19 protein-coding genes are annotated in these 22,720 nt (G+C 55.8%); 8 read left to right on the plus strand and 11 right to left on the minus strand.

Features of this window, described 5'->3' with window-relative positions:
* Positions 1-35: 35 nt before the first annotated feature.
* Together J2X76_RS12810 and J2X76_RS12815 are read right to left on the minus strand one after the other, a co-directional pair.
* The gene (locus J2X76_RS12810; RefSeq protein ID WP_310216591.1) at positions 36-1,022 is read right to left on the minus strand and encodes an ABC transporter permease; all 987 of its coding nucleotides are present in this window, start codon (positions 1,020-1,022) and stop codon (positions 36-38) included.
* A gap of 125 nt (positions 1,023-1,147) precedes the next feature.
* Positions 1,148-3,091: an ABC transporter substrate-binding protein gene (locus J2X76_RS12815; protein WP_310216593.1), complete on the minus strand. Its 1,944-nt coding sequence runs from the start codon at positions 3,089-3,091 to the stop codon at positions 1,148-1,150.
* Between the two features lie 227 nt (positions 3,092-3,318).
* Here J2X76_RS12815 and J2X76_RS12820 point away from each other — a divergent pair, with 227 nt between their 5' ends.
* On the plus strand, positions 3,319-5,598 hold the full coding sequence (locus tag J2X76_RS12820; RefSeq protein WP_310216595.1) for a methyl-accepting chemotaxis protein: 2,280 nt from the start codon (positions 3,319-3,321) through the stop codon (positions 5,596-5,598).
* A 250-nt stretch (positions 5,599-5,848) separates the two neighbouring features.
* Here J2X76_RS12820 and gudD read toward each other — a convergent pair whose 3' ends face one another.
* From gudD to J2X76_RS12835, 4 genes are read right to left on the minus strand one after another with little or no spacing between them, the layout of a single operon-like run.
* On the minus strand, positions 5,849-7,219 hold the full coding sequence (gene gudD, locus J2X76_RS12825; RefSeq protein ID WP_310216597.1) for a glucarate dehydratase: 1,371 nt from the start codon (positions 7,217-7,219) through the stop codon (positions 5,849-5,851).
* 17 nt (positions 7,220-7,236) lie between these two features.
* Entirely contained in the window at positions 7,237-8,154 is a 918-nt protein-coding gene (locus J2X76_RS31620) for a hypothetical protein (RefSeq protein ID WP_405030028.1), read from the minus strand.
* A 48-nt stretch (positions 8,155-8,202) separates the two neighbouring features.
* Positions 8,203-9,108, minus strand: coding sequence for an NAD-dependent epimerase/dehydratase family protein (locus J2X76_RS12830; RefSeq protein ID WP_405030029.1), 906 nt, complete (start codon positions 9,106-9,108; stop codon positions 8,203-8,205).
* 3 nt (positions 9,109-9,111) lie between these two features.
* Positions 9,112-9,834 carry a FadR/GntR family transcriptional regulator gene (locus tag J2X76_RS12835; protein WP_310216600.1) on the minus strand — a complete coding sequence of 241 codons (723 nt, stop codon included), beginning with the start codon at positions 9,832-9,834 and terminating at the stop codon, positions 9,112-9,114.
* Between the two features lie 389 nt (positions 9,835-10,223).
* On the opposite strand from J2X76_RS12835, the gene J2X76_RS12840 reads away from it, so the two are divergent.
* The 7 genes from J2X76_RS12840 (at position 10,224) to J2X76_RS12870 (ending at position 18,022) form a co-directional block, all read left to right on the plus strand.
* A complete protein-coding gene (locus J2X76_RS12840; RefSeq protein WP_310216603.1) occupies positions 10,224-11,453 on the plus strand; it encodes a mandelate racemase/muconate lactonizing enzyme family protein in 1,230 nt (409 codons plus the stop codon).
* A gap of 305 nt (positions 11,454-11,758) precedes the next feature.
* Positions 11,759-12,787 (plus strand): D-2-hydroxyacid dehydrogenase, encoded by a 1,029-nt coding sequence (locus J2X76_RS12845; RefSeq protein ID WP_310216605.1) that lies wholly within the window; start codon positions 11,759-11,761, stop codon positions 12,785-12,787.
* 57 nt (positions 12,788-12,844) lie between these two features.
* Positions 12,845-14,386: an ABC transporter substrate-binding protein gene (locus tag J2X76_RS12850; RefSeq protein ID WP_310216608.1), complete on the plus strand. Its 1,542-nt coding sequence runs from the start codon at positions 12,845-12,847 to the stop codon at positions 14,384-14,386.
* A 53-nt stretch (positions 14,387-14,439) separates the two neighbouring features.
* Complete coding sequence (locus tag J2X76_RS12855) at positions 14,440-15,357, plus strand: ABC transporter permease (RefSeq protein WP_310216610.1); 918 nt, start codon at positions 14,440-14,442, stop codon at positions 15,355-15,357.
* A 13-nt stretch (positions 15,358-15,370) separates the two neighbouring features.
* Entirely contained in the window at positions 15,371-16,306 is a 936-nt protein-coding gene (locus J2X76_RS12860) for an ABC transporter permease (RefSeq protein WP_310216612.1), read from the plus strand.
* Positions 16,303-17,193 carry an ABC transporter ATP-binding protein gene (locus J2X76_RS12865; RefSeq protein ID WP_113284252.1) on the plus strand — a complete coding sequence of 297 codons (891 nt, stop codon included), beginning with the start codon at positions 16,303-16,305 and terminating at the stop codon, positions 17,191-17,193. The genes J2X76_RS12860 and J2X76_RS12865 overlap by 4 nt, the downstream gene beginning before the upstream one ends.
* A gap of 10 nt (positions 17,194-17,203) precedes the next feature.
* Positions 17,204-18,022: an ATP-binding cassette domain-containing protein gene (locus tag J2X76_RS12870; protein WP_310216618.1), complete on the plus strand. Its 819-nt coding sequence runs from the start codon at positions 17,204-17,206 to the stop codon at positions 18,020-18,022.
* Between the two features lie 64 nt (positions 18,023-18,086).
* On the opposite strand, the gene J2X76_RS12875 is transcribed toward J2X76_RS12870, so the two are convergent.
* From J2X76_RS12875 to J2X76_RS12895, 5 genes are all read right to left on the minus strand, one after another.
* Positions 18,087-18,344 carry a hypothetical protein gene (locus tag J2X76_RS12875; RefSeq protein ID WP_310216620.1) on the minus strand — a complete coding sequence of 86 codons (258 nt, stop codon included), beginning with the start codon at positions 18,342-18,344 and terminating at the stop codon, positions 18,087-18,089.
* Between the two features lie 87 nt (positions 18,345-18,431).
* A complete protein-coding gene (locus J2X76_RS12880) occupies positions 18,432-18,716 on the minus strand; it encodes a transposase (RefSeq protein ID WP_310218010.1) in 285 nt (94 codons plus the stop codon).
* 276 nt (positions 18,717-18,992) lie between these two features.
* Complete coding sequence (locus J2X76_RS12885) at positions 18,993-19,385, minus strand: transposase (RefSeq protein WP_310216623.1); 393 nt, start codon at positions 19,383-19,385, stop codon at positions 18,993-18,995.
* A 183-nt stretch (positions 19,386-19,568) separates the two neighbouring features.
* On the minus strand, positions 19,569-20,609 hold the full coding sequence (locus J2X76_RS12890; protein ID WP_310216625.1) for a sn-glycerol-3-phosphate ABC transporter ATP-binding protein UgpC: 1,041 nt from the start codon (positions 20,607-20,609) through the stop codon (positions 19,569-19,571).
* A 27-nt stretch (positions 20,610-20,636) separates the two neighbouring features.
* On the minus strand, positions 20,637-22,679 hold the full coding sequence (locus J2X76_RS12895; RefSeq protein WP_310216628.1) for a beta-galactosidase trimerization domain-containing protein: 2,043 nt from the start codon (positions 22,677-22,679) through the stop codon (positions 20,637-20,639).
* Positions 22,680-22,720: the final 41 nt, after the last annotated feature.

A 22,720-nucleotide genomic window follows, 5' to 3' on the forward strand; every position in this document is an offset into this window, starting at 1 on the left:
ATTGGTGGTGGAGACATCGACCATCGGGTGTCCTCCTATTCGAGCCGAATGCGCGGATCGACCAGCGCAAGCAGGATGTCGCTGATCAGCGAACCAATCAGGGTGAGCGCACAGATCAACAACACGAAGGCGCCGGCGAGATACATGTCCTGCGCCATCAGCGACTGCAGGAGCAGCGGCGCGGCGGTGGGCAGGTTGAGGACGATCGCGACGACGACGGAGCCGGAGATCAGGTTCGGCAGCAGCCAGGCAATCGTCGAGATGAACGGGTTGAGCGCGATGCGCAGCGGATATTTGATCAGCAGCCGGAATTCGGAAAGTCCTTTGGCGCGCGCCGTCGTCACGTAGGGCTTCGGCAGCTCGTCGAGCATATTGGCGCGCATGACGCGGATCAGGCTTGCGGTGGACGAGATCGCAAGGATCGCGACCGGCAGCCAGAGATGCGTCAGCAGGTCGTACATCTTCGCGAGGCTCCAGGAGGCAGCCTCGTATTCCGGAGAGAAGAGACCGCCGACATCCGCGCCGAATTCGACCGCCGCCACATACATCAGCACCAGCGCCAAGAGGAAGGGCGGGATGGACAGGCCGAAGAAGGTGAAGGCCGTGAAGGTGTAGTCGCCGATCGAATACTTCTTCACGGCGGAATAGACGCCGATCGGCAGCGCCAGAGCCCAGGTGGCGATCAGGCTCACAAGCGCCAGCACGAGGGTCAGCGCCATGCGCTCCCAGATCAGGCCCGAAACCGGCTGCTGCCATTCGAACGAAATGCCGAAATCACCGCGGCTGATGATACCCCAGATCCATTTGAGGTATTGAACGATCATCGGCTGATCGAGGCCGAAACGCTCGCGCAGCTGGGCTGCGGTGTTCTGGTCGATGACTTCGTTGGAGGAGGCCAGCGTGGCGATATAGGTGGTGACGAAGTCGCCGGGCGGAAGCTGGATGAGGACGAATGCAAGGAAGCTCACCGCAAACAGAGACGGGATCATCCACAGCAGGCGTTTAACGACGAATTTTAGCATGGAAAGCTCGCAATTCGGATTGCACGGCATGCCGACACGACGCCGATGGCGGTCGCTTCAGCACTCATGCAATGGGACTGGAGGGGTGCCGCCGCCGATCAGGACGGCGGCACGGTCAAGGCAAATCAGCTCGTAAACGTGAATTGCTGCGGCAGGGCCGGACCGGGGTTCGGCCACGACCAGCTGTCCGGCTGCTTTTCCGGAACGTTCCGAAGGTTGTTGCGGATGATGCCAAAACTTCCAACCGCGAGGCACACTCCGATAGTTTCGAAACTATCGGCACACAGGTCAAAGATCTGCTTCATATACTTGCCGCGTTCATCCAAATCTGCAGTCGCACGTGCCTCATCGAAAAGTTTCATGCGCTTCTTCTGGCTTTCCGGCGGCTCTTCGCCCTTGGCGCCGTTGGACGTATACCACAGCGTCCACGGGATGGCGTAACGCGACCCCTGAGGATGGAAAGCGAAATAGTCGCGCGGATCGAGCATCGGATCGAGACCGCCGGCTCCGGACCAGACCTGTGCGTCGTGGGCGTTGTCGTCGCCGCGCGTATAATAGAGCGCGCGCTCCATCGTGTTGACCTTCATGTCCACGCCGATCTTCGCCCAGTGCGCCTTCACCAGTTCCAGCACGTCGACCAGATCCGGGTTGAGTGTGGGAATAACATCAACTGCGAAGAAGATCGGTTGACCGTCCTGACGCAAACGTATTCCGTTTCCATTTTTCTTCGTGAGGCCAATCTGATCAAGCAGCGAGTTTGCTTTTTCGGGCGCAAAGTCGGTGAACTGGCGCGAAAGCTTTTCATAGTGCCATGGGTGACCTGGACGCGGTCCCGTTTGATATGGCTGACTTTGACCGAAATAGACGATATCGATGATTTCCTGGCGGTTGATACCCATCGACAAAGCTTGGCGGAATGTTTTGTCACCAAAGATCTTCCTCATAGCTGGATCTTTGTGCGTCATATTCAGATAAATTTGGCATTGCTGAGCTGAAGAAGGCTCCAGCGTCATGAGTCGGTAGTCGCCCTTTTTCATGTTCTGCGATAGCGTCGGCTTGTTCGCCAGAACATTGATGTGACGCTCCTGAATGTCGAGCTTGCCCGAGATGACGTTGAGCATCAGCGACTCAACGTCCTGAGAAATCGCAAAGTTCAGCTCGTCGATATAAGGGAGCTGATTGCCTTCCGTATCAACCTGCCAGAAGTAAGGGTTGCGGACCATCACGACCCGGGTCGCGCCGCCAGAGTATGGCTCCTTGATCACCCATGGATCGAGAACCGGCTTCTCGGTATTGCTCCAACGCGAGGGAATTTCGATATCGCCGCATTTGGCGCGGAAGAGATCCGGCCAGTTGGCTGCCCCGGCCGCCTTCACATCGTCGGCGAGCTTGTCGTTGTACTTCGGGAGGAACTTGCTGCAGTAGTGCTTGGCAAACAGCGTCGGATGCTGGCCGAGCGGCGTCGCCAGGTTTTCCAGATAAAGCGCGTTCGGCGCCGCGAAGGTGAACTTGACGGTGTAATCGTCGATCTTCTCGACCACGACAGCCTTGCCGCCCACCTGGATCTGCGCCGGAGGCGAGCTGTAAAGTTCCTTATTCTTTACCACGTCCTCGATCGCAAAGACGACATCGTCGGCCGTGAAAGGATGACCGTCCGACCACTTCGCGCCCTTCAGCAGATGGAAGGTGAACTGCTTCGCGTCATCACTGACCTCCCATTTTTCTGCCAGGTTAGGAAGTACAGCAGTAAACTCCATATTCCATCGTACGAGACCCTGATTACCGACCATGCGCAGGATGCCGTTGTGGTCCGACGAGCCGCGCAGGCCGCGCCGCAGCGTGCCGCCATACGTGCCGATCTTTTCCCAAGGCTTCACGACCATGGGATTTTGCGGCAGCCGGTCGGCAAGCGGCGGGAGCTTGCCATCCTTTACGAGAGCGACAAATTGAGGCGCCTCTTTCGCAGACGCGGCGAAAGCGCCTTTACTGACCAACGAAAAAGCTACGGCTCCACTCGTACCGGCCAGAAATGCACGACGCGTCACGTGGAATTTTGAATTTTTGCTCATAGGCGGCCTCCTCCTTGCCGATCGACGCAACCTGCTTCCGAACTCCTCGCCCAACCAGGTCGCTAAGGCAACGACCATAGCCGCGTCTTAAATTATTACAAGTAGGAACATATTTCGACATATAAATGCAAAAACTCCTATCAGAGCTAGTTTGAAACCTAAATTTAACAGATTACGATGACGTTCACGCCAGAAGATACATATTTCGACATGTCGGGGGTTAAACGATGTCGTTTTCAAACTTGAGGTCGGGCAATTTTGCAGGACTGCTTCCCTCTGTCAGGCTTAAGTTTGCGCTCATCGTCATTGGCTGCACCCTATTATCGAGTGTAGCAGTCAGTGTTTCGAGCTATGAGATCGGCAAGCGTGGGCTTATAGAAGCTAGCAAGCTACGATTTGAGGCATTGGCGAGCGCACAATCAAAGGCCCTTAACGCTTATGGAACTCGTGTTGAGCAAACACTGGGAGAAGTGAGCCAGAACACGGCCATAGGTGAGATGGCGAACAACGCTGCGTCCTTTCTGACGCCTTACACCGACGCGATCGCAAAAGCATTTAAGGACAAGTCGAAATCAGTCGAAGAGCGCGCGGCCTATGACGGAGCAGACCAAAAGCTGATCTACTCAGTCCGGTACAGCGGCATTCATAACGTGCTTTCTACGTCGAGGCGAAACGCCGATATCAACGACATATATATCATCGATCGTGAAGGTTTGATTGTCTACACCGTTACCAAGGGAGACGAATTTAATACCAATCTTTCAGAACCTATAAATGATCGAGTGAGAGGATTCTATGCAGCCGTCGATGGACAAGCCAGCAACAACATCGCGCGCTCAGGATTTATAACGGGGAGTTGGGAGGATAGCGCAGTATCTGCTTTTGTCGCTAAACCACTGACGGTTTCCGTCTATGGCAGGAGCGAGCGGCGTGGCACCGTGATGATCCGTATCGCCGCTGAGAAGCTTGAGTCATTTTTGAGCCCTGAGACGCTTGGGGCTTCTGTCGACGAAGCCTTTCTGTTGTCCTCCGATGGAAAAATCCGGGCAGGACAAGGCAGCGGCCGGACTGTCTCCATTAAACTACAGTCCGCCGCCCAGGCTGGAACATCCGGGTCGCTTATCACGACAGACGATCAGCACCGCATGTTTTATTCTTATCGTCCGGTAAACCTTTTCGGTGAAACACTGCTTCTTGTTGTTGGACAGAACGAAAGCAAAATGTTGGCTTCGGCCAACCAGCTCGCTCTCTGGGCATTTCTCGCGACGCTCGTCGTGCTGGCGATGGCAGGAACCGTGGGGTTCGTCGCATCATCCAAGTTCACTAAGCCATTGATTTCTCTATCCCGTCTCATGGCCCTCCTGAACAGCGGCGAAAGAAACTTTCTCATCCCGGAATTGAACAGAAAGGATGAAATAGGCAGTATGGCGCATGCCTTGGAAGCTTTCAGGCAAAGCGCAATCGAGAAAGCCCAGATGGCCGAGCGCTCAAAAGAGATCACGATGGAAATCGAGGCCGATCGCCTTCGAAATGAGCAGGAGAGGTCAAAATCCGCTCAAGAGATCCAACATGCTATGTCCGCACTGGCGACAGGATTGCAACATCTTGCAGAGGGAAAACTGAATGTACGCCTGCTGACGCCGTTCGAGGGGTCTCTCGACAATCTTCGAGGGGATTTCAATACATCGGTTGAGCAGCTCGAAGCGACTATCCAGACGTTAGCAAGGAGCGCGGATACAATGCATGCGGGATCCGTTGACCTCGGTGACGCTTCAGAGGATCTGGCTTATCGGACGGAACGACAGGCTGCGACGTTGGAAGAGGTCGCAGCGTCTGTGTCGGAGATCAACTCACTTGTACATGGATTACTACGCCTCTGTGAAACCACAGTGAATATTACTGAGGAAACGCATTTTAGCGCCCGGCAGTCTGCGGTCGTCGTTGGCGAGGCGATGATTGCCATGGAACGGATGGAAATGTCGTCCTCTAAAATAATACAGATCATAGACGTCATCGACCAGATCGCTTTCCAGACAAATCTGCTCGCGTTGAATGCAGGCGTTGAAGCTGCGCGAGCGGGAGAGGCGGGCAAAGGCTTTGCGGTGGTTGCACAGGAGGTCCGAGATCTGGCCCAGCGATCGTCGGATGCGGCCAAGAGCATAAGTGGTCTAATCAACACCTCTACCAACGATATCGCGAACGGAGTTGCCCTGGTCATCAAAACGGGGGCGCACCTGACGGAAATCGAACGCAAAATCGCAACCGTCAACGCAAATATCGCCGCCTTGTCGGATGCGGCTACAGACCAGTCCGCGAAACTTTCGGCCATAAATTCTTCGATGGCTGCATTGGATCTCGTTACACAGCAAAACGCTGCAATGGTGGAGGAGACGACAGCATCTGCCGCGACCCTTGCACAGGAAGCCGACACTCTGAAACAACAGGTCTCACGTTTCGAGATTTCCTATGGCGGAGAAACTGCCTTCGTCGGAGTTCTGGCTGCGTGAGCAGAAGTTACCAAAGCGCACCTGCAAAATTGCAGTTGCCACAGAACCTCTTAAAGATGCGTCTGATCCAATCAAAATCCTATCACGATCACAGTTACACCGGAACTACGTTCTCCGGCAGTTTGGCACAGGTGCGCTCGGCGTTGAGCGGGGGGCTAAACTCCTCAGGATAAGCGGAAGCCAGGTGCGGCGGCTTTCGAAAGAATTCAACCCTGGCAGTGATGGTGAATGATCGGCCTCGTCTCAAGGCTCAGCTCCTGAGCAAACATGGCCTCTTGTTGTCGAACCGCCAGTCGTTGATCAGGTATTGCATGGCAATTGCATCGTCGCGGGCGCCGAGCCCGTGTTTCAGATAGAGTTGATGGGCCTTTTCGACCTCGTCCATGTCCAGTTCGACACCGAGGCCCGGCTTGTCGGGCACGGCGATATGGCCGTCTTCGATCTTCAGCGGCTCGCGGGTCAGTCGCTGGCCGTCCTGCCAGATCCAGTGCGTATCGAGCGCCGTGACCCGGCCGGGTGCGGCGGCGCCCACATGGGTGAACATAGCCAGCGACACGTCGAAATGGTTGTTGGAATGCGAACCCCAGGTCATGCCGAAATTCTGGCAGATCTGAGCCACGCGGACTGACCCCTGCATGGTCCAGAAATGTGGGTCTGCCAGCGGAATATCCACGGATTGCAACTGGATGGCATGGGAAAGCTGACGCCAGTCCGTAGCCACCATGTTGGTCGCGGTCGGCAAACCGGTGGCGCGACGGAACTCGGCCATAATCTCGCGGCCGGAATAACCCTGTTCGGCGCCGCATGGATCTTCCGCATAAGCAAGCACATCGCCGCGCCCCTTGCAGAGGCGGATCGCTTCTTCAAGCGACCATGCACCATTCGGGTCCAGCGTTACGCGCGCCTCCGGAAACCTGCGGGCAATGGCGGTGACTGCCTCGATTTCCTCCTCGCCGCGAAACACGCCGCCCTTCAGCTTGAAATCGCGGAAACCGTATCGTTCATGGGCCGCTTCCGCGAGCCGGACGACCGCTTCGGGTGTCAGTGCCTCCTCGTCGCGCAGCCGCAGCCAGTCGTCGGTTTCGGCTTTGCCATCGCGATAGGACAAGTCCGTCTTGCGGCGGTCGCCGACATAAAACAGGTATCCGAGCATTTCGACCCGATCGCGCTGCTGGCCGTCGCCGAGAAGGGCCGCGACCGGTACGCCCAGATGCTGGCCGAGAAGGTCCAGCAGGGCGGATTCAAGCGCGGTCACCACATGGATGGTGGTGCGCAGATCGAAGGTCTGCAGTCCCCGGCCGCCGCTGTCGCGGTCGCTGAAGGTTTTGCGCACCTTGTCGAGCAGACCATTATAGCCGCCGATCGCCTGGCCGATCAGCAACGGTGCGGCGTCCTCAATCGTCTTGCGGATCACCTCGCCGCCGGGCACCTCGCCGACTCCGGTATGGCCGGAATCGTCTTCAACGATTGCCAGGTTGCGGGTGAAGAACGGTCCGTGCGCACCGCTGAGATTGAGCAGCATGCTATCTTGCCCGGCCACCGGTACCACTCGCACGGATACAATGCGCGGAGTGGAGGGGAAGGGGCGACTGCTATCGGCCCTCACAATATCTGTCGTCATAGCTGTCGCCTTTGCAATCACTGAAATTCGTTGATGTTATTCGAGGAAGGTTGGCGCCCGACACAAATAGAAACTCCTCCAACCATCATCTCGCCTGGGGCCAACTCCATGATACCGGCGGAAGTCCGGAGATGGGAGGGCAGCGATAGCGCTCCGCTGAGATGAGATACGGGCTCCAGACATAGATACGCTTCAGTACGGTGGAGAACGAGATACTCGAGGGCGGACGTTCTGAGGAGTGAGACGCATCCGGTGGGAATTGCGAATGACGCACGCGACCACTTTGAAAGGTGTTTGGCCTGCGGGTCAATTCCGAAAGAGGCGCTCTGTAATAGAGTCAAGGTTGGATCGTCTTTCGAACCTGGTGTCGGAAGGCTCCAAGACTCATGGGCATCACAGAACAGCTCAACGCCGGACCCTACAGCAAAATAGGGATGCCAGCCCATGCCGGCGGGGGAGGGCCGTGCAGATCTGTTCAAGAGGCTGAGCGTAACATCCAAGCGCTGATCACTGATAGAGAAATGCTGAACAGCTCTAAAGCTATAGGGCCAATCCTCGTCCGCTTCGTACTCAAGGCTCATAGACAGAACACTCGCGGAATGGTTGGCAATCGTCCATGGCCGCCTTTGCGCCGGACCATGCATCGCATCGCCGTTGCGGTAAGGATTCCCTCGAAGCTGGAACAACTGGTCCTCGGTTACGAGCTCGGCCCTTTTCAGGCGTCCGTGATATGGAAAGAGAGGAAAAGCGCCAGCTCTAGGCCAGTCCTGCTTGTCGAAAGGGTCATCGCTCATTGGGACCAGGACGTGACCATAGACCTCATGCGCCAGTTGTGACATACGCCCGCCGGCCTTCACATTAAATGAGGCTTCAAAGAGCCCGCTCCGGATAGTTAGCAAACCCGCCGTCCTACTGATTGCTGAAGAGGTGAACATCGTGCCGGCTAACTTCCGGAGCCCGACATGAAGCGCGGATAGGAAGCACTAATCAGAGACCGACCGACGCGTCCTAACGACGCCGTCGTGATCAATCGCGCAAAACCGTCCGCCCTGAAAGTGATCGGCGATATGGCGGTTTTCCACATTTGAAGGGGTGGTCGAGACCGATGGCGTGTGATCCACTCCTCGATCCAAAGGATAGTAACCAAGCTTGAATGCCAGGGTGTTATCCCACCAAGAGAAAGGACTTTGCGACACCCCGTACACCGTCGTGCAGTCGACGTGAGGACTTTCCAGCCCTATCATGACCAATTGAGCTAAGTCGCGGGCGCTAAGCCACGTGGCGCGGCTCCGCTCGTCACTTCTGCTGTCCCCAGGTTCCATTGTTGCGTTCGCAATACGAATTATAAAGCTTTCGATCCCGTATTTTTGAAAGTAGAGACCTGCTTCCAATTCGTTCCAGCATTTGCCTAACCCATATAAGCTGTCGGGCCGCATGGGGCCGTCAGGTGATACCCGCTGATCACGCGTGAAGAAGCCCGTCACATGGTTGCTTGACCCAAGAACAACTCTCGAAATCCCGAGCTTCCGGGCCGCTTCATATATGTTGTGCGTGCCCAGAACATTGACCCGAACAATGTCCTCTATGGGTCGTTCGCCTGGAAACCCAGCGAGGTGAACAATTGCGTCAACACCCTTCAGGGCATCTAAGGTCGAACTGAAATCACAAATGTCCACGGAAGACCAAGTCTCATTGGCGCAAGCGTCACCGGGGGCTACGAGATCAAGAATGCGTACGGATCTTATTTTTCCCTGCAGAGCAGTTCTTAGTTTTTTCCCGACCCTACCGGAGCCGCCGAAAATGGCGACAACTTTGTCGCAGTAGCCAATCATGCTCTCGCGTTCTGATGCAGGATCTGCATCAGCTGCGTATCTTTCCTTAAACGACATCAACTAGACCCCTTCGAACATTCTCTCGCGCGCGTTTAGGATATGGCGCTCCATTGCTGCGCCAGCAGCAATTCGGTCTCGCTGTCGAATAGCCTCGAAAATTGCGTCGTGCTCAAGCTGAACCGCGCGGAGACGCTCAGGGGTTCGCATAAGACTTAACTGACGGGTGATGTTCATTCCCGTCGCAATATGCGACGCCATCGATATTTGAATCGAAATATAGTACTGATTTCGGGTAGCCTGAGCTACTGCCTCATGGAACCGCCTGTCTTCCTCAATGCCAACCGTACCGTTCTTGAGGCATTTCTCTAACAGCTCCAGCGAATCCTTTAGCCGTTGAAGGTCTTCGTCTTGCCATCTTTCCGCTGCCAAGGAAGCCGCGGCCGCCTCATGACCCGCCCTAAATTCGAAACAACGTTGAACGTCTGCAAGTGACCCGACCTGTGAAAAGCGGAGGACTGCCATATCTGGTTGCCGGGTCACATAGGACCCCGAACCTTGCCGGGATACAATCACCCCGTCCTCGCGCAAGCGGCCTAGGGCCTCGCGTACGACCGTTCGAGACACTGCGAAGCGTGACGAGAGATCTGTTTCCGACGGCAACCGACTGTTTATGATGAGGTCGCCCCGGGCAATCAGGCTTACGATCCCATCATAAACAACGTCGCTGAGCCTGTCTGGCGCAGTCCCGTCCCTTGCGGGATATTGCACGCCGATATCGTTCATATGTTCCACCTTAACCCTACCCAGACGCGATGGGTCTTGCTCGTGCTTTGTTACTTCAGCGGGATCGGAATCTTAGGCAACCTCGCTTGTCGCTATGGCAAAGATATACGACATTCAACAAACCTTCACAACTTCAACGGCTCAAATTTGTTCAGTTGCGCCGCCTTCGCCGCCAATATGCCTAATCCTGTTGACTCCTGTCAATAGCTGTACTACGAGCTGCAGAGGGGAGATTAGGCGTGCACCCTTCGGGACCTACAAAATCAGCGCGGCCGGACTCTCGGTCCACGTTCAGTGCCGCTCCCGCCATGCTAAAGGTTCTGAAGCGCACCGGGTCGTGGAATGCGCCGGCTTCCCCACAACGTCTCGACGGCTGAAAAGGATATCCCATGAAGATCACCGATGTGAAAACTTACCTGATGCAGGTCGGGGCACGACCCGGCCTTCCCGGCGCATCGCCGACTGGCGTTGCTGGGGAGGCGGATTTTCGTGGTTCGCGGAATTGGCTGTTCGTGAAGATCGAAACAGATGAAGGTATTTCGGGATTAGGTGAGTGCTCTGGTTGGCCTCGAGTTGTCGAGACTGCGGTTCTTGATTACCGCAATATCCTGATCGGGGAAGATCCTCGGGACATCGATCGGCTTTGGCACCGACTTTTTGTCGGCTCAATGGGTCACGGTATGCTTGGAACCGTTGGTGGCGGAGCTTTGACCGGAATCGAGATGGCCCTCTGGGATATAAAGGGCAAAGCTCTGGGGCAGCCGATCTGGAATCTTCTCGGCGGCCGCTTTCGGGACAAGATCCGGGTCTATGGACACGCGAAAACGCCAGATCGGGCTCGGGAGCTTCTCGATCGAGGATACAGCGCTGTGAAAGTCGGTTTCACCGGCGCAGTGGAATTTGACAAGGTTGCGGCGGTACGCGAAGCTGTCGGCCCTAAAGTTGACCTCATGGTTGATGCTCATGGACCGTCATGGATGACGGCACAGGACGCTATAACGGTGGGCCGTGAGTTGGAGCCGCTGGGCCTGTTGTTCTTGGAGGATCCGGTCGCACCTGAAAACCTTGATGCTCTTCAAAGGGTTCGCGACTCTGTCAGTATCCCCCTGGCCGCTGGTGAGCGCGTAAGCAACATATGGGGATCGCGACCGTACATAGAGCGTGAGTTGGTGGACGTAATTCAGCCGGACACGGGTCGCGCCGGTGGGATCACGCAGATGCGTAAGATCGCTGCTATGGCGGAAGCGCATTATATCAGCGTAGCGCCGCATTCGGGATCTCTTGGGCCGGTCGCCGAATTTGCAGCCCTTCATGTGATGGCAACGATACCAAATGCACTCATGCTTGAAAGAGTGGAGATCGACTGGCCTGGGCGCTATGAGGTCGTCACCCCCGTCCTCAAGGCTGTTGGTGGCTATCTTCAAGTTCCCAGTGCGCCGGGTCTTGGCGTGGAACTCGTCGAAGACGAGGTAGTCAAATATCCAAGCAGACGAAACGTCGGCGATATGCCCGCAGACGACGGTCGCGCTTATGAGGAAGACACTGCTGCGGAATGCGTCTATTTCCAGACACGCCTGCAGCGTCAGGCTCGCCTTCGGCTGACAAAGCCCGAGACCTGAGCACAACAAGGCGCCTCTTCGATGGCGCCAATCGTCGATACGCCCATCATTTGTGCCAAGCACGAGTTGGTCAGCAGGACCGGCTCGTGCTTTTCAGCAAGACAAGCATGGAAGCTTATCCGGATTTGTTGACGCTGCGGTTTAAGCCATAGCGACCGTTTTCACGAAAATTCATTGAAAACAGTCTCTTAGAGCGACAATCCACAATTTCAACTTGTTTTTACTTGCATTTTTTTGTTCAACAGGTAAGGTCGAGATGTTGGGACCTGCGCGGTCTTGCTTATGCATGCTTGGAGGTGAGCGGAATGAATCAATCGGTGGCCGAAGTGAACGCGTTGAAGGGCCGGGAGATGCAGTCTGTCCTCGCGACTGTTCCTTATAACTCCGAGGAATTGGCGGAGCTTAGCGCGGCGGTCGCGCCGGCTCGTTTCACGCATTGCGCGGCTACTGACGCGGACGCCATTTCCGTAGCTCTTCGGGACGCGGACGTGGCGATCATCGCAGGCGATTTGGATGAGCGGTTCATTTTGGCTCCGAAGTTAAAGTGGGTCCACTGTGATCACTCGGGTCTTACAAAATCGGCTCGGCCGGAGGTTTTCGAAAAAGGCCTGATTGTTACGGGGTCCGCTGGCAGGTCAGCTGCAGCGCTAGCCCAGCATGCGTTCTATTTCGCGCTTGCTCTCACCTACGACGCGAAGCAACTCATCGCGAAGCAAGCCGAGCACGCGTGGCGTGCGATTCCAGGCTATGAAAATAAACTGGGCCTTGCAGGAAAAACGCTGGGGATTGTTGGGTACGGCCAGACTGGTATTGAGATGGCAGCACTCGGCAAGGCCTTTCAAATGCGGGTCATCGCATACAATAGGAGTGTCATCGAGGAGCCCGCTAACGTCGACATGATGTTGTGCTCGGAGCGTGGAGACTCGATTGACCAGCTCATTGAGCAGTCCGACGTTATCATGCTGGCAACGCAGCTGACTGACGTGACTTATCACATGTTTTCTGCTGCTCAGTTCGCGAAGATGAAGAGTTCTTCGTACATCATCAACATGGCGCGCGGTCCCGTTATCGACGAGCTTGCGCTAATAGCAGCACTAGAGAGCGGAGAGATCGCAGGCGCAGGTCTTGATGTCTTCACAAAAGAGCCGCTGCCAGCCGATTCTCCCTTGTGGGATCAAACGAACGTTCTCTTGACGCCGCACATGACACCAGGCCTGCCGGATAAGCGGCGGCGCTCCATCAATATGATCTTGGACAACATTTCTCGATATCGCGAAGGTCGTCCGCTTTTGAATGCTCTTTCGCAGAAAGATGTCTTCACTCCGAAGGCGTGAAACGCAGGCCCCATATCATGGCCACTTTGGTGGCTCCGCAACTCAAGGGAGGATGTAATGAAGCGCGGAATTATTTCGTCGATGATCGGCATGGCTGGTTTGGCCACAATGATGACGGCAGTGCCGGCATCCGCGGCAACGTCGAACAAAGCCATAACGGTTGTGCTTGCGGTTGAGTTGGATTCACTTGATCCATGCGATACGCAGCCGGCTCAAAATGCGAACGTCGTTCGAGGCAACATTTTTGAATCACTCACCCATGTTAGCCCGGTAAGCGGTAAAATTGAACCGCTTCTCGCCGATTCCTGGAAGCAGGTGAGCGATAAAGAATGGGAATTCAAACTCAAAAAAGGTGTGAAATTCCACGACGGCACGGATTTCAATGCTGCCGCTGCAGCAGCCAACATTATGCGCACGCAAGGCGGACCGAGCTATGCGGGGCTCGCTTGCCTTAACAGCGGTCAGATACCGGATCCCGTTAAGGCAGAAGCAGTTGACGACCTGACGCTTAAGGTCATAACCACGGTTGTTGATCCAATCCTACCGCTGCGACTTTCGTATGTTGATATAGGTGACCTTGCAAGCCAAACGAAGGCAGCGAAAGTCCTCAATCCCGTTGGTACCGGTCCTTATAAATTTGTAAGCAGAAAACAGGGTGATTCCGTCAAATTGACCCGGTTTGACGGGTACTGGGGGGCTGCGCCTCAGATCAAGGACGTAACCTATATCGTTCGCAAAGAGGCAACCGTCCGCGCCAGCATGGTGGAAACCGGCGAAGCACAGATCGCACTGAGCATTCAGGCGCAGGACGCCACCGATGACGGCCGGACCGTGACTTTCAAAGACAATCGCATCTTCGTTATGCGCCCGATGACGTTCAAGGAACCCTTCAAGGATCCTCGCGTGAGGCAGGCTCTGTCATATGCGGTGGACCGCGACACGATCGTACCTGCGATTTTGGGCGTCACTGGAGCGCCTTACTATCAGATGCTCGGACCTCAGGTGAACGCATACCTTCCTGATTATGACGCCAAATCCGCGATGAAATACAACCCTGCGAAGGCAAAGGAATTGATCGCAGCTGCCAAGGCTGATGGTCACCCTGTCGAGACCCCGATTGATATCATTACGCGGCCTGACATTCTTCCCGATGGCGGCGAACTGGTTCAGGCAATCGCTCAAAACCTGAAAGAAGTCGGTCTGAAAGTGAATATCAGAAGCATGGAAAACACGGCCTGGCGCGAATTCCTTCGTCAGCCGTTCCCGCCAGAGCAGCCGGCAACGCTTCAGATGATTTCACATGACAACACTTCAGGCGACGCAAGTTTCAGCTTCCCGAAGTACATCACCTGCAAGGGCATCAACTCGGCAATCTGCAATCCCGAAATCGATAAACTCATCGCGGAGGCTGAAGTTGCGGCCGGCGACAAGCGTGCGGAACTCTATCGTAAGGCGTCGGAGATCCTCTACAAGGAAGCAGGATTTATTGGACTTGCAGAGCAAATCCGGTTGATCATGCTTGCAGAAGGGGTCGAATACAAGGCCAATCCGCTTTCCGGACTGGAAATCAGGATCGCCGATGTGCGCCTGAAGGACTAGCCTTAAATTGACTTTGCAGGAGCCGCGAGGCTCCTGCATTGGAGGAGTAAATCATGCATACTTATCTTGGCCGGCGGCTGCTGTCCGGGTTCATCACACTGCTCGGCGTGGTCGTGGTGGTGTTCTTCATGTCGCGGCTGACGGGCTCTCCGATCGATCTTTTTTTTCCGGAGGGTGCTGAACCGGCGCAGATCGAGGCATTCAACAAAGCCTACGGCCTTGATAAGCCCTTGGTGCAGCAGTTCGGCATTTTCCTCCTGAACGTTGCACAGGGTGACTTCGGGACTTCTATCTGGCAACAGCGGCCGGCGATGGAAGCCGCGCTCAGCGAAATGCCGATGACGCTCCTTCTGGCGTCAATCGCAATGACCATTTCAGTTTTGGTCGCTCTTCTACTCGGCTCGCTTGCTGCTGTTTACCGTTTCAGGACCGTTGACCGGACGATCACTATTCTCTCACTGATGACGAGCAGCATGCCGCATTTCTGGTTTGCCCTTGTTGGCATCTTGATCTTTGCAGTGCAGCTTCGGGTCCTGCCGACGTCTGGTAGCAATAGCTGGCTCTCGTGGGTTCTTCCGGTCGCGACCGTCAGCATCGGACCCATCGGGGTTCTGACCCAGGTTGTCCGTGGCGCAATGATCGACGTTCTCTCGTCAGGTTATGTTCGCAACGCTCGGGCAAGGGGCTTCAGCGCTCGACGTGTAGTATACAGGCATGCCCTCAGAAACGCGGCTCTTCCAATCATTTCTGTCGCCGGCGATATCGCGGCAGGGATGGTCAACGGTGCTGTTATCGTCAGTGTCGTGTTTGCCTTCCCAGGGATCGGGCGATTGATCGTTGGCGCAATTCTCAATCGCGACTATCCGGTGCTCGAGGCGAGCGTCGTCGTTGTTGGCGTGTCGATTATCCTATTGAACCTGCTTATCGACATCATTTGCTCGATTGTCGATCCGCGTATCAGACTGAATTGAGCGGAGAACCGTCGTGCAGTCCACCTCCACTATCGCTAATACCAGAATCAGCCGTTGGAGAGCTTCTCCTAAGTGGCAGATGTTTACTTCTTCGCCCCTGGCCGTGGCTTCGGCATGCTGGTTGATATTCGTTGTCATCCTGGCGTTTGTCGTTGCGCCGTTGGTTGTTGATCAAGCAAATCATCAAACGATCGCCATGAGGTTCTACGCGCCGTTCCGACTGGATAAAGGTTTTGCGTTTTTTCTTGGGGCGGACAGCCTTGGCCGTCCGATCATGCTACAGTTGATTGTCGGTGCGCGTACGTCCGTATTGATTGCGATCTTTGCAGTCAGCATTTCTGGGGCAATCGGCTACACGATCGGGGTGATCTCCGGTTATTTTGGTGGTTGGGTCGACAATATCCTGCTGCGACTCGCTGACATTATCCACACTGTTCCGTCGCTGCTGATGGCGCTCGTAGTGCTTTTCATCCTGCAGCCTAGTGTCTTCAACCTCATTATCGTGCTTGGGATAACCCGCATTCCCGTTTATCTGCGAACAAGCCGCACTCAAACAATGGAAGTGCGGGAACGCATGTTCGTGGAGGTATCGAAGGCAATCGGTGCATCGAATTGGCGGATCATCACTCGCGACATCGCACCATTGGTATTCCCGACCATTCGCACACTGGCCATGCTTGAAGTCTCAGCAGTGATACTGTCCGCGGCAAGCCTGACGTTTTTGGGTATCGGTTTGCAGCGCCCCGACGTTGATTGGGGTATGATGGTCGCTGACGGCCGAGCCTACCTGAAGTCAGCCTGGTTCGTCGCCGTATTCCCCGGTATCGTGATCGTGCTGACCGCGCTGGCGGCAAACATCCTGTCCAACTGGCTGAGAGCTGTTGAGGATCCTGCACAAAGCACTCTGTTCTTCCGGGCGAAAAAGAAGAAGGAGATTGTGAAAGCATGAGTAAGCTTCTTGAGATCTCCGACCTTAAAATCACATTCGAGAGCGGTTTCGGAAAGGTAGATGCCGTACGCGGCGTCAATCTCGCAATGGACATGGGTGATGCGATCGCAGTCGTTGGCGCGAGTGGCTCGGGCAAAACCGTCCTGGGCAGATCCCTCCTAGGGCTGGTAGACGCACCTGGCATCGTCCGTGGCAGTATCAAATTCGGCGGTACTGAAATCGTCGGCAAACCCGAAAAAGATCTGCGCGATATCCGGGGCCTAGGCATCGGCATGGTGTTTCAAGACGCACTTGACGGTTTGAACCCGGTCTATTCGATTGGCTCGCAGTTGAGCGAAATCTTCATGGTCCGGTTAGGGATGTCGCATTCGGCATCCAAGGCGCGCGCTATTGAGATAATGGAGCAAGTGGGGATAAGGCGGGCTGCCGAACGTTATCACAACTACCCGCATCAGTTTTCAGGAGGCATGCGTCAGCGTATCTGCATCGCGATGGCCATAGGCATGAAGCCTAAAATCCTCATAGCGGATGAGCCGACGACAGCACTCGATGTAACCGTGCAAGCGGGCATCCTCCGCTTGATTAAGACCCTTCAATCAGAAACGGGCATGGGTCTCATTTTCGTGACACACGATCTTGCGGTCGCCAGAATGGTCTCAACGCGAATTGTCGTTATGTATGCTGGGCAGATCGTGGAAGAAGGTCCAACTGAGGAAGTTTTCCGTTTTCCGAAACATCCCTATACGAAAGCCCTCCTCGCGGCGCACCCCGCCCGGGTTCGCTCGTGGCGCGATCTGGAGCCAATCCCGGAAGCTTTCGTTACGGACGCTTCCTCTGGCGGCGAGGCCCCCGGCCATTCCAGCCCATCAATTGTTGTGACCAATTAGGAGTTACGGGATGACCAATGTTGAGTTGAGCAAAGTCGCTCCGCTCCTGGACGTTCAAAGCCTGCGGAAGACGTTTGGGGGGCGAGGTGGGAAGCCAGGTTCAATCGTGGCGGTTGACGATATCAGCTTTTCTCTTCAGCCCGGCGAATGTCTGGCGGTCGTGGGAGAATCAGGCTCCGGAAAGTCGACGTTGGCCAGAACTCTCCTAAGGCTGGTTGAGGCCGACAGTGGTGCGGTCCTCTACCAGGGCAAAGACCTGTTGACGCTCACGCATGCCGAGATGCAGCGGCAGCGTCGATTTTTGCAGATGGTTTTCCAAGATCCCTACGCTTCGCTGCATCCCCGTCGCAATGTTGCGCAGTTAATCTCGGAGCCATGGGAGGTCCATCCTGGCGTGGTTGAGAAATCTGCGAGGCGTGAAAGGATCGAAGCGCTTTTGGCGGAAGTAAACTTGCCAAAACACTTTATAAGCTACTATCCAAATCAGATGTCTGGTGGCCAACGCCAGCGTGTCGCGATTGCACGCGCACTCGCACTCGAGCCGAAAATTTTGATCCTCGACGAGCCGGTCTCCGCCTTGGATGTCTCCGTTCAAGCGCAGGTGATCAAGGTATTGATGAGCCTGCAAGAGCGCCGTGGACTGGCTTACATCTTCATCTCCCACGATCTTCCGCTTGTTCGGCTTGTTGCCCACAAGGTTGCGGTGATGAACCGCGGACAGTTTGTCGAGGCTGGATCGACCGAAGAAATCTTCAGCAACCCGCAGCACGAATATACAAAATCACTGCTGGCTTCGTCACCATCCGCCGGGGAGTTCGAAACTCACTGACCGCGGCAAATCGCAGCTTTGTTGATTTTTCATGGAGCCGCGGCGATCATCAGATCGCCGCCGCTCATATCGTACCTGTGTCTGTCTTCGTATTGATTGGTATCAGGTCGAATGGAACGCCGCATTTCGATCCGATCTTTTCAAACTCCCGAAGCAGGCCGTCTGGAACAGGGAGGCCGTCAGTCTTTCGCTCCGTTTCGGTCAATGACGCGTTCATACCGGGATATCGACCAACGGCGCCGCCGGCGGCTTCCAGGTGGTGCGAGATCCACACCTCCATATCGTCCTCGTAGAATTTTGAGAGGAGCGGGGGATTGATCACCAGCAGAAAGGCTCCTTTTGCCGGGCTTTTCGCGGCGCAGAGCTCATTCTCCGTTGCCGCGAAACTGCCCGCTAAAGCAAATCGCGTTTAATCAGCCTCATATCCGCCAGCCTTGAAGTAGTTGCGGCATTCTGTGACGGAGAAGAGGTTGCAGATGTCGCCGAGGGCTTGGGCAATGGCGTCGAAGCTGCGGGCGGCGCGCTTTCGCAGAAGTGTCTTCAGCTTGGAGAAGGCCATTTCGATCGGATTGAGATCGGGTGAATAGGGCGGCAGGAACAGGAGCCAGGCGCCGCGCGCCTTGACCAGTTCTTCGGCCCGTTCGCTCTTGTGAAATCCGACATTGTCGAGAATGACGACGTCGCCTGGCGACAGCGTCGGGGCGGAGCTGCGTTTCGATACACGTCTCGAAGATGCGGCCGTTTATCGGGGCGTTGACAATCCACGGCGCGACCATGTCATGCGATCGCAACCCGGCGATGAAGGTTTGGGATTTCCATGAACCGAAGGGGGGCGTGGTTACGGTAGCGCCGACCTTTCGATGACCACCCCGAGCGCTTGGTCAGCTTCGTATTAGTCGATGTCTCATCGATAAAGATCAGCCGCGCCAAGGCCTTGTTGAAGAACCGCCGACGCCGGCCGATCCACAGTTCACGCGCCCGTGCGATCTCCGGACGCCGATGCTCGCTTGCCCGCAGGCTTTTTTTTATGGCTCAGCCCGAGCCAATGGAGAAGACGGCCGACATTGGAGCGATGCACGATGACGCCGCGTCCGGCCAGCTCGACGCACAACTCGTCCAGCGTCAATTCGCCGTTCTCGGCCAACCGTGCGCGCACCCAGTCGCCATGCGCATTCAGCTTGCCGCCACCGACATGGCCTTGCCGCCGTGGCGCAAGCGAGCCAGTCTCTCGCTTCAGGATCACCAGGGTGTTCACGAAACGCGGAGACACCCGGAAATGGCGAGCCGCCTCCCGATGACCGTGACCCTCTTCGACATACGCAATAACACGACTACGCAACGCAATCGGATGTGATTTGCCCATCGTGCTCTCCCTTCAACGCCAATGGAATCACACATCCTATGATTTGAGAATCATGAATCTCATAAATCGCGATCTGCTTTAGGCGCCTCCCGACAATCCTCCTCGGCGGTCGGCGCATCCTATTTTTGACAACCTCTCTCAGTGGCGAGCGCCTTTGCTCACATGTCTCCGGTCCGACCGGCTTCAGGCGTGGCGGACGCCGGAAGCGTTGAAGAGGTGCACGTTGGCTGCAATCGGCGAAATTGTGATCGTCTCGCCCGGCGCGATGCGGACGCGCTCCCGGAAGAGCGCGGTCACGTCGTTAGACCCAACCTTGCCCATCACCTGGGTCTCCGACCCCATGGGCTCCACGATCGAAACGTTGAACGGAACGCCTGTGGGATCGATCTTGAGGTGTTCCGGGCGCACCCCGTAGGTTGTCGTATTCTCGGCATGGCGGGTGGAGGGAAGCAAAATCCCGTCACCCGTGCGGAAACCTTCATTCGTGAACGTGCCGGGAATGAAGTTCATCGCCGGGCTTCCCATGAACCCTGCAACGAACTGATTGGCCGGATTGTCGTAAAGCTCGAGCGGGGTACCCACCTGCTCGACGACGCCGTCGCGTAGCACGACGATGCGGTCTGCCATGGTCATCGCCTCGATTTGATCGTGGGTCACATAGACCGTTGTCGTTTTGAGCCGCTGGTGAAGTTGCTTGATTTCCCCGCGCATCTGGACACGAAGCTTCGCGTCGAGGTTGGACAGCGGCTCGTCAAACAGAAAAACCGCCGGGTTTCTGACGATTGCTCGTCCCATCGCGACGCGTTGACGTTGACCGCCAGAAAGCTGCCTTGGATATCGCCCAAGCAGCGCCGTCAAGCCGAGGATATCGGCCGCGTGGCGAATGCGAACGTCGATATCGGCCTTCGACATCTTCCGCAGCTTCAGAGAAAACCCCATGTTTTTCTCAACGGTCATATGCGGATAGAGCGCATAGTTCTGGAAAACCATAGCAATGTCTCGGGCCTTTGCGGGAAGGTCGCTGACGACGCGCCCGCCGATGTAGAGATCGCCGTCACTAATCTCCTCGAGGCCGGCAATCATTCTGAGGAGCGTAGACTTCCCGCATCCGGATGGCCCGACGAGAACGACAAACTCACCGTCTTCGATCGCGATGTTGATGTCCTTCAATGCGTGGAAGCTGCCGTAATACTTTTCCGCATTCTTGATTTCGAGATTTGCCATGGTTTATCCTGAATATGAAGCGCTGAATTAAGACCGGGCTTTGGGTAGATAGACCGCCTCGAACAACTCCAACGGAGGCAGCTCGATCACAAGGTGCTCACCGTCGACCACGGTCTTCACGCTCTGTCCCGAATTCAGCAGAACAGGGCTGCCCACTCCATTGCGCACCCTGATTTTGCCGCCGGAAATCGGGATGTGTGGCCCGAACGATTTCCGCCGCGCGCCGGATTGATTGATGACGTGGATGACTGTGCCGGTTGTGGCGCGGCCGACGATCATCTCTACTTGCTCCGGCAATTCGGCGGAGATGTCTGGGTCGATGATGTCTCCAACCGTGCGGAGAAAATAATCCCTGACCGATCCGGTTCCGAACTCGTGGTATGTGCGGCCGACCGCCCATGGGAACTGGACCACCGAACCTTTGTCACTCGACAAACGAACGGCGCCCGGGTCCTCGCTGCTGACATGTCCGTAGCATTTTTCCGGCGGCCCATAAGGAGCTTGAGGCAGCACGCGGCCAATCGATGTCGCCTGCGGCTTCCACACGTAACGCGCATAGCTGCCGTAAACGGGCACGATGTGTCCTTCGTAGATAAACTCCCGTGTCTTCTGCTGAGCCGCTTCCGCGACATAGGTAGCCCAGAGCGACAGTCCTGATTTCGGTCCGTCGGCGCGCATGACGGCCGGAGAGGTAGTCATTTCGACCTCTCCATCTCTCGTCACACCGGCATTTCCGGTCAAGACGATATGCCCTCCGGCTCGGACGAAGTCGTCAAGACATGACGCGGCGGCGGGTCCGACGTCGTGAATATCCGGCAATATCAGAACGTCGTATCGGGCGAGATTGCCGGACCGCGCAATCCGCGCGATCAATTCCGCCCCGATCACGTCGAATGGAATATGCTTCTCCTTCAGAGACGTGTAGATCCCGCGATATTCCGACACGGAGTCACCGTAGTCGGGATCGGCCTTTCGCAACAGATCGGGCCTGACAACGGCTATCTGTGAACCGGGAATGTAGCTACTGTAGATTTCCCGGTTGCGTTGGAAAAACTGTTGAATATTGCTGGCAATCGGCAGATTTGGGTAAGGAATCCGTCCCGGCGCTCCCATCAGGTAGGTCGAAGGATTTCCGCCCCTGGCGATCGCCTGAAGGAGATACTGGGCGAAGTGCTCCGGTTGTTCTCCCGCCATTCGGTAGGGCATGTCGACGAAGCATGTCGAGTTCACCATCACCATCGAATCCGGCATACCGGTACGGTAAACGCTGACGGATTCGGATGTCGCGTGATGCCATAATTCGCGGCCGAAGGCGTTATTGGCCTCGTAGTAGATGATGGGCGACTCCCGGCTCATGATCAAGCCGACATCCTCATACTTTTCCGAGATGTGCTTGGCGATCTTATCGACCAGATCCTGAATGGTCTTCGCCGCAAAACGCAACCAGATCGGGTAATTGGGGTGTTGCGGGCCATCCGGAAGCGCGACGTCCTCAGCAAAACAGGCGAATGCCGTCTCGCACTTCTTGCAATGGCACACGCCGTGATAGACGCGGCTGTAGTCGGCTTCGGAGAACCTGAACCAGTTGATAAAGAAGCCCTTAACCGGATAGCGGGCAAGAACGTCGTCGATGATGTCCAGCGAGCGATCCTGGTAATAGTCGCCACAGGGACACGTGCTATAAAGAGTGTTGTAGATCTGATACTTACCGCTTGGCGATACGAAGAGCCATTCAGGGTGCTCGGCGGCGATGCGGGATGAGACCTTCGAGAAATCCATTCTCGCGAGAACTCGGACATTGCGCCCGCTCGCAGCGTCACAGGCATCGCCGATCAAATCACCAGAAGGCCGGTCCGAGAGGAATGAGACCCTTGTCTGAAAAGGAAGATCTGTCGGATAAAACGACTCTATGCCACCCACGTTTAAAAGCCAGGTATCGGCTCCCTGCGCTTCGATGAAATCGAGGGTTTTCTCGACGTCCATCGTCGCGTCGATTTCCTGGATATTGGTCTGGATGTTAGAAAATGGCTGGCTCCACCATCTGTTCTTACTTTCCGCCACGTTCAGCATTTTATCTCCTCATTCGCCGATGGATCGGCACGACGCAAGCA

It is taken from the genome of Neorhizobium sp. 2083 (assembly GCF_031455615.1).
GTDB lineage: Bacteria > Pseudomonadota > Alphaproteobacteria > Rhizobiales > Rhizobiaceae > Neorhizobium.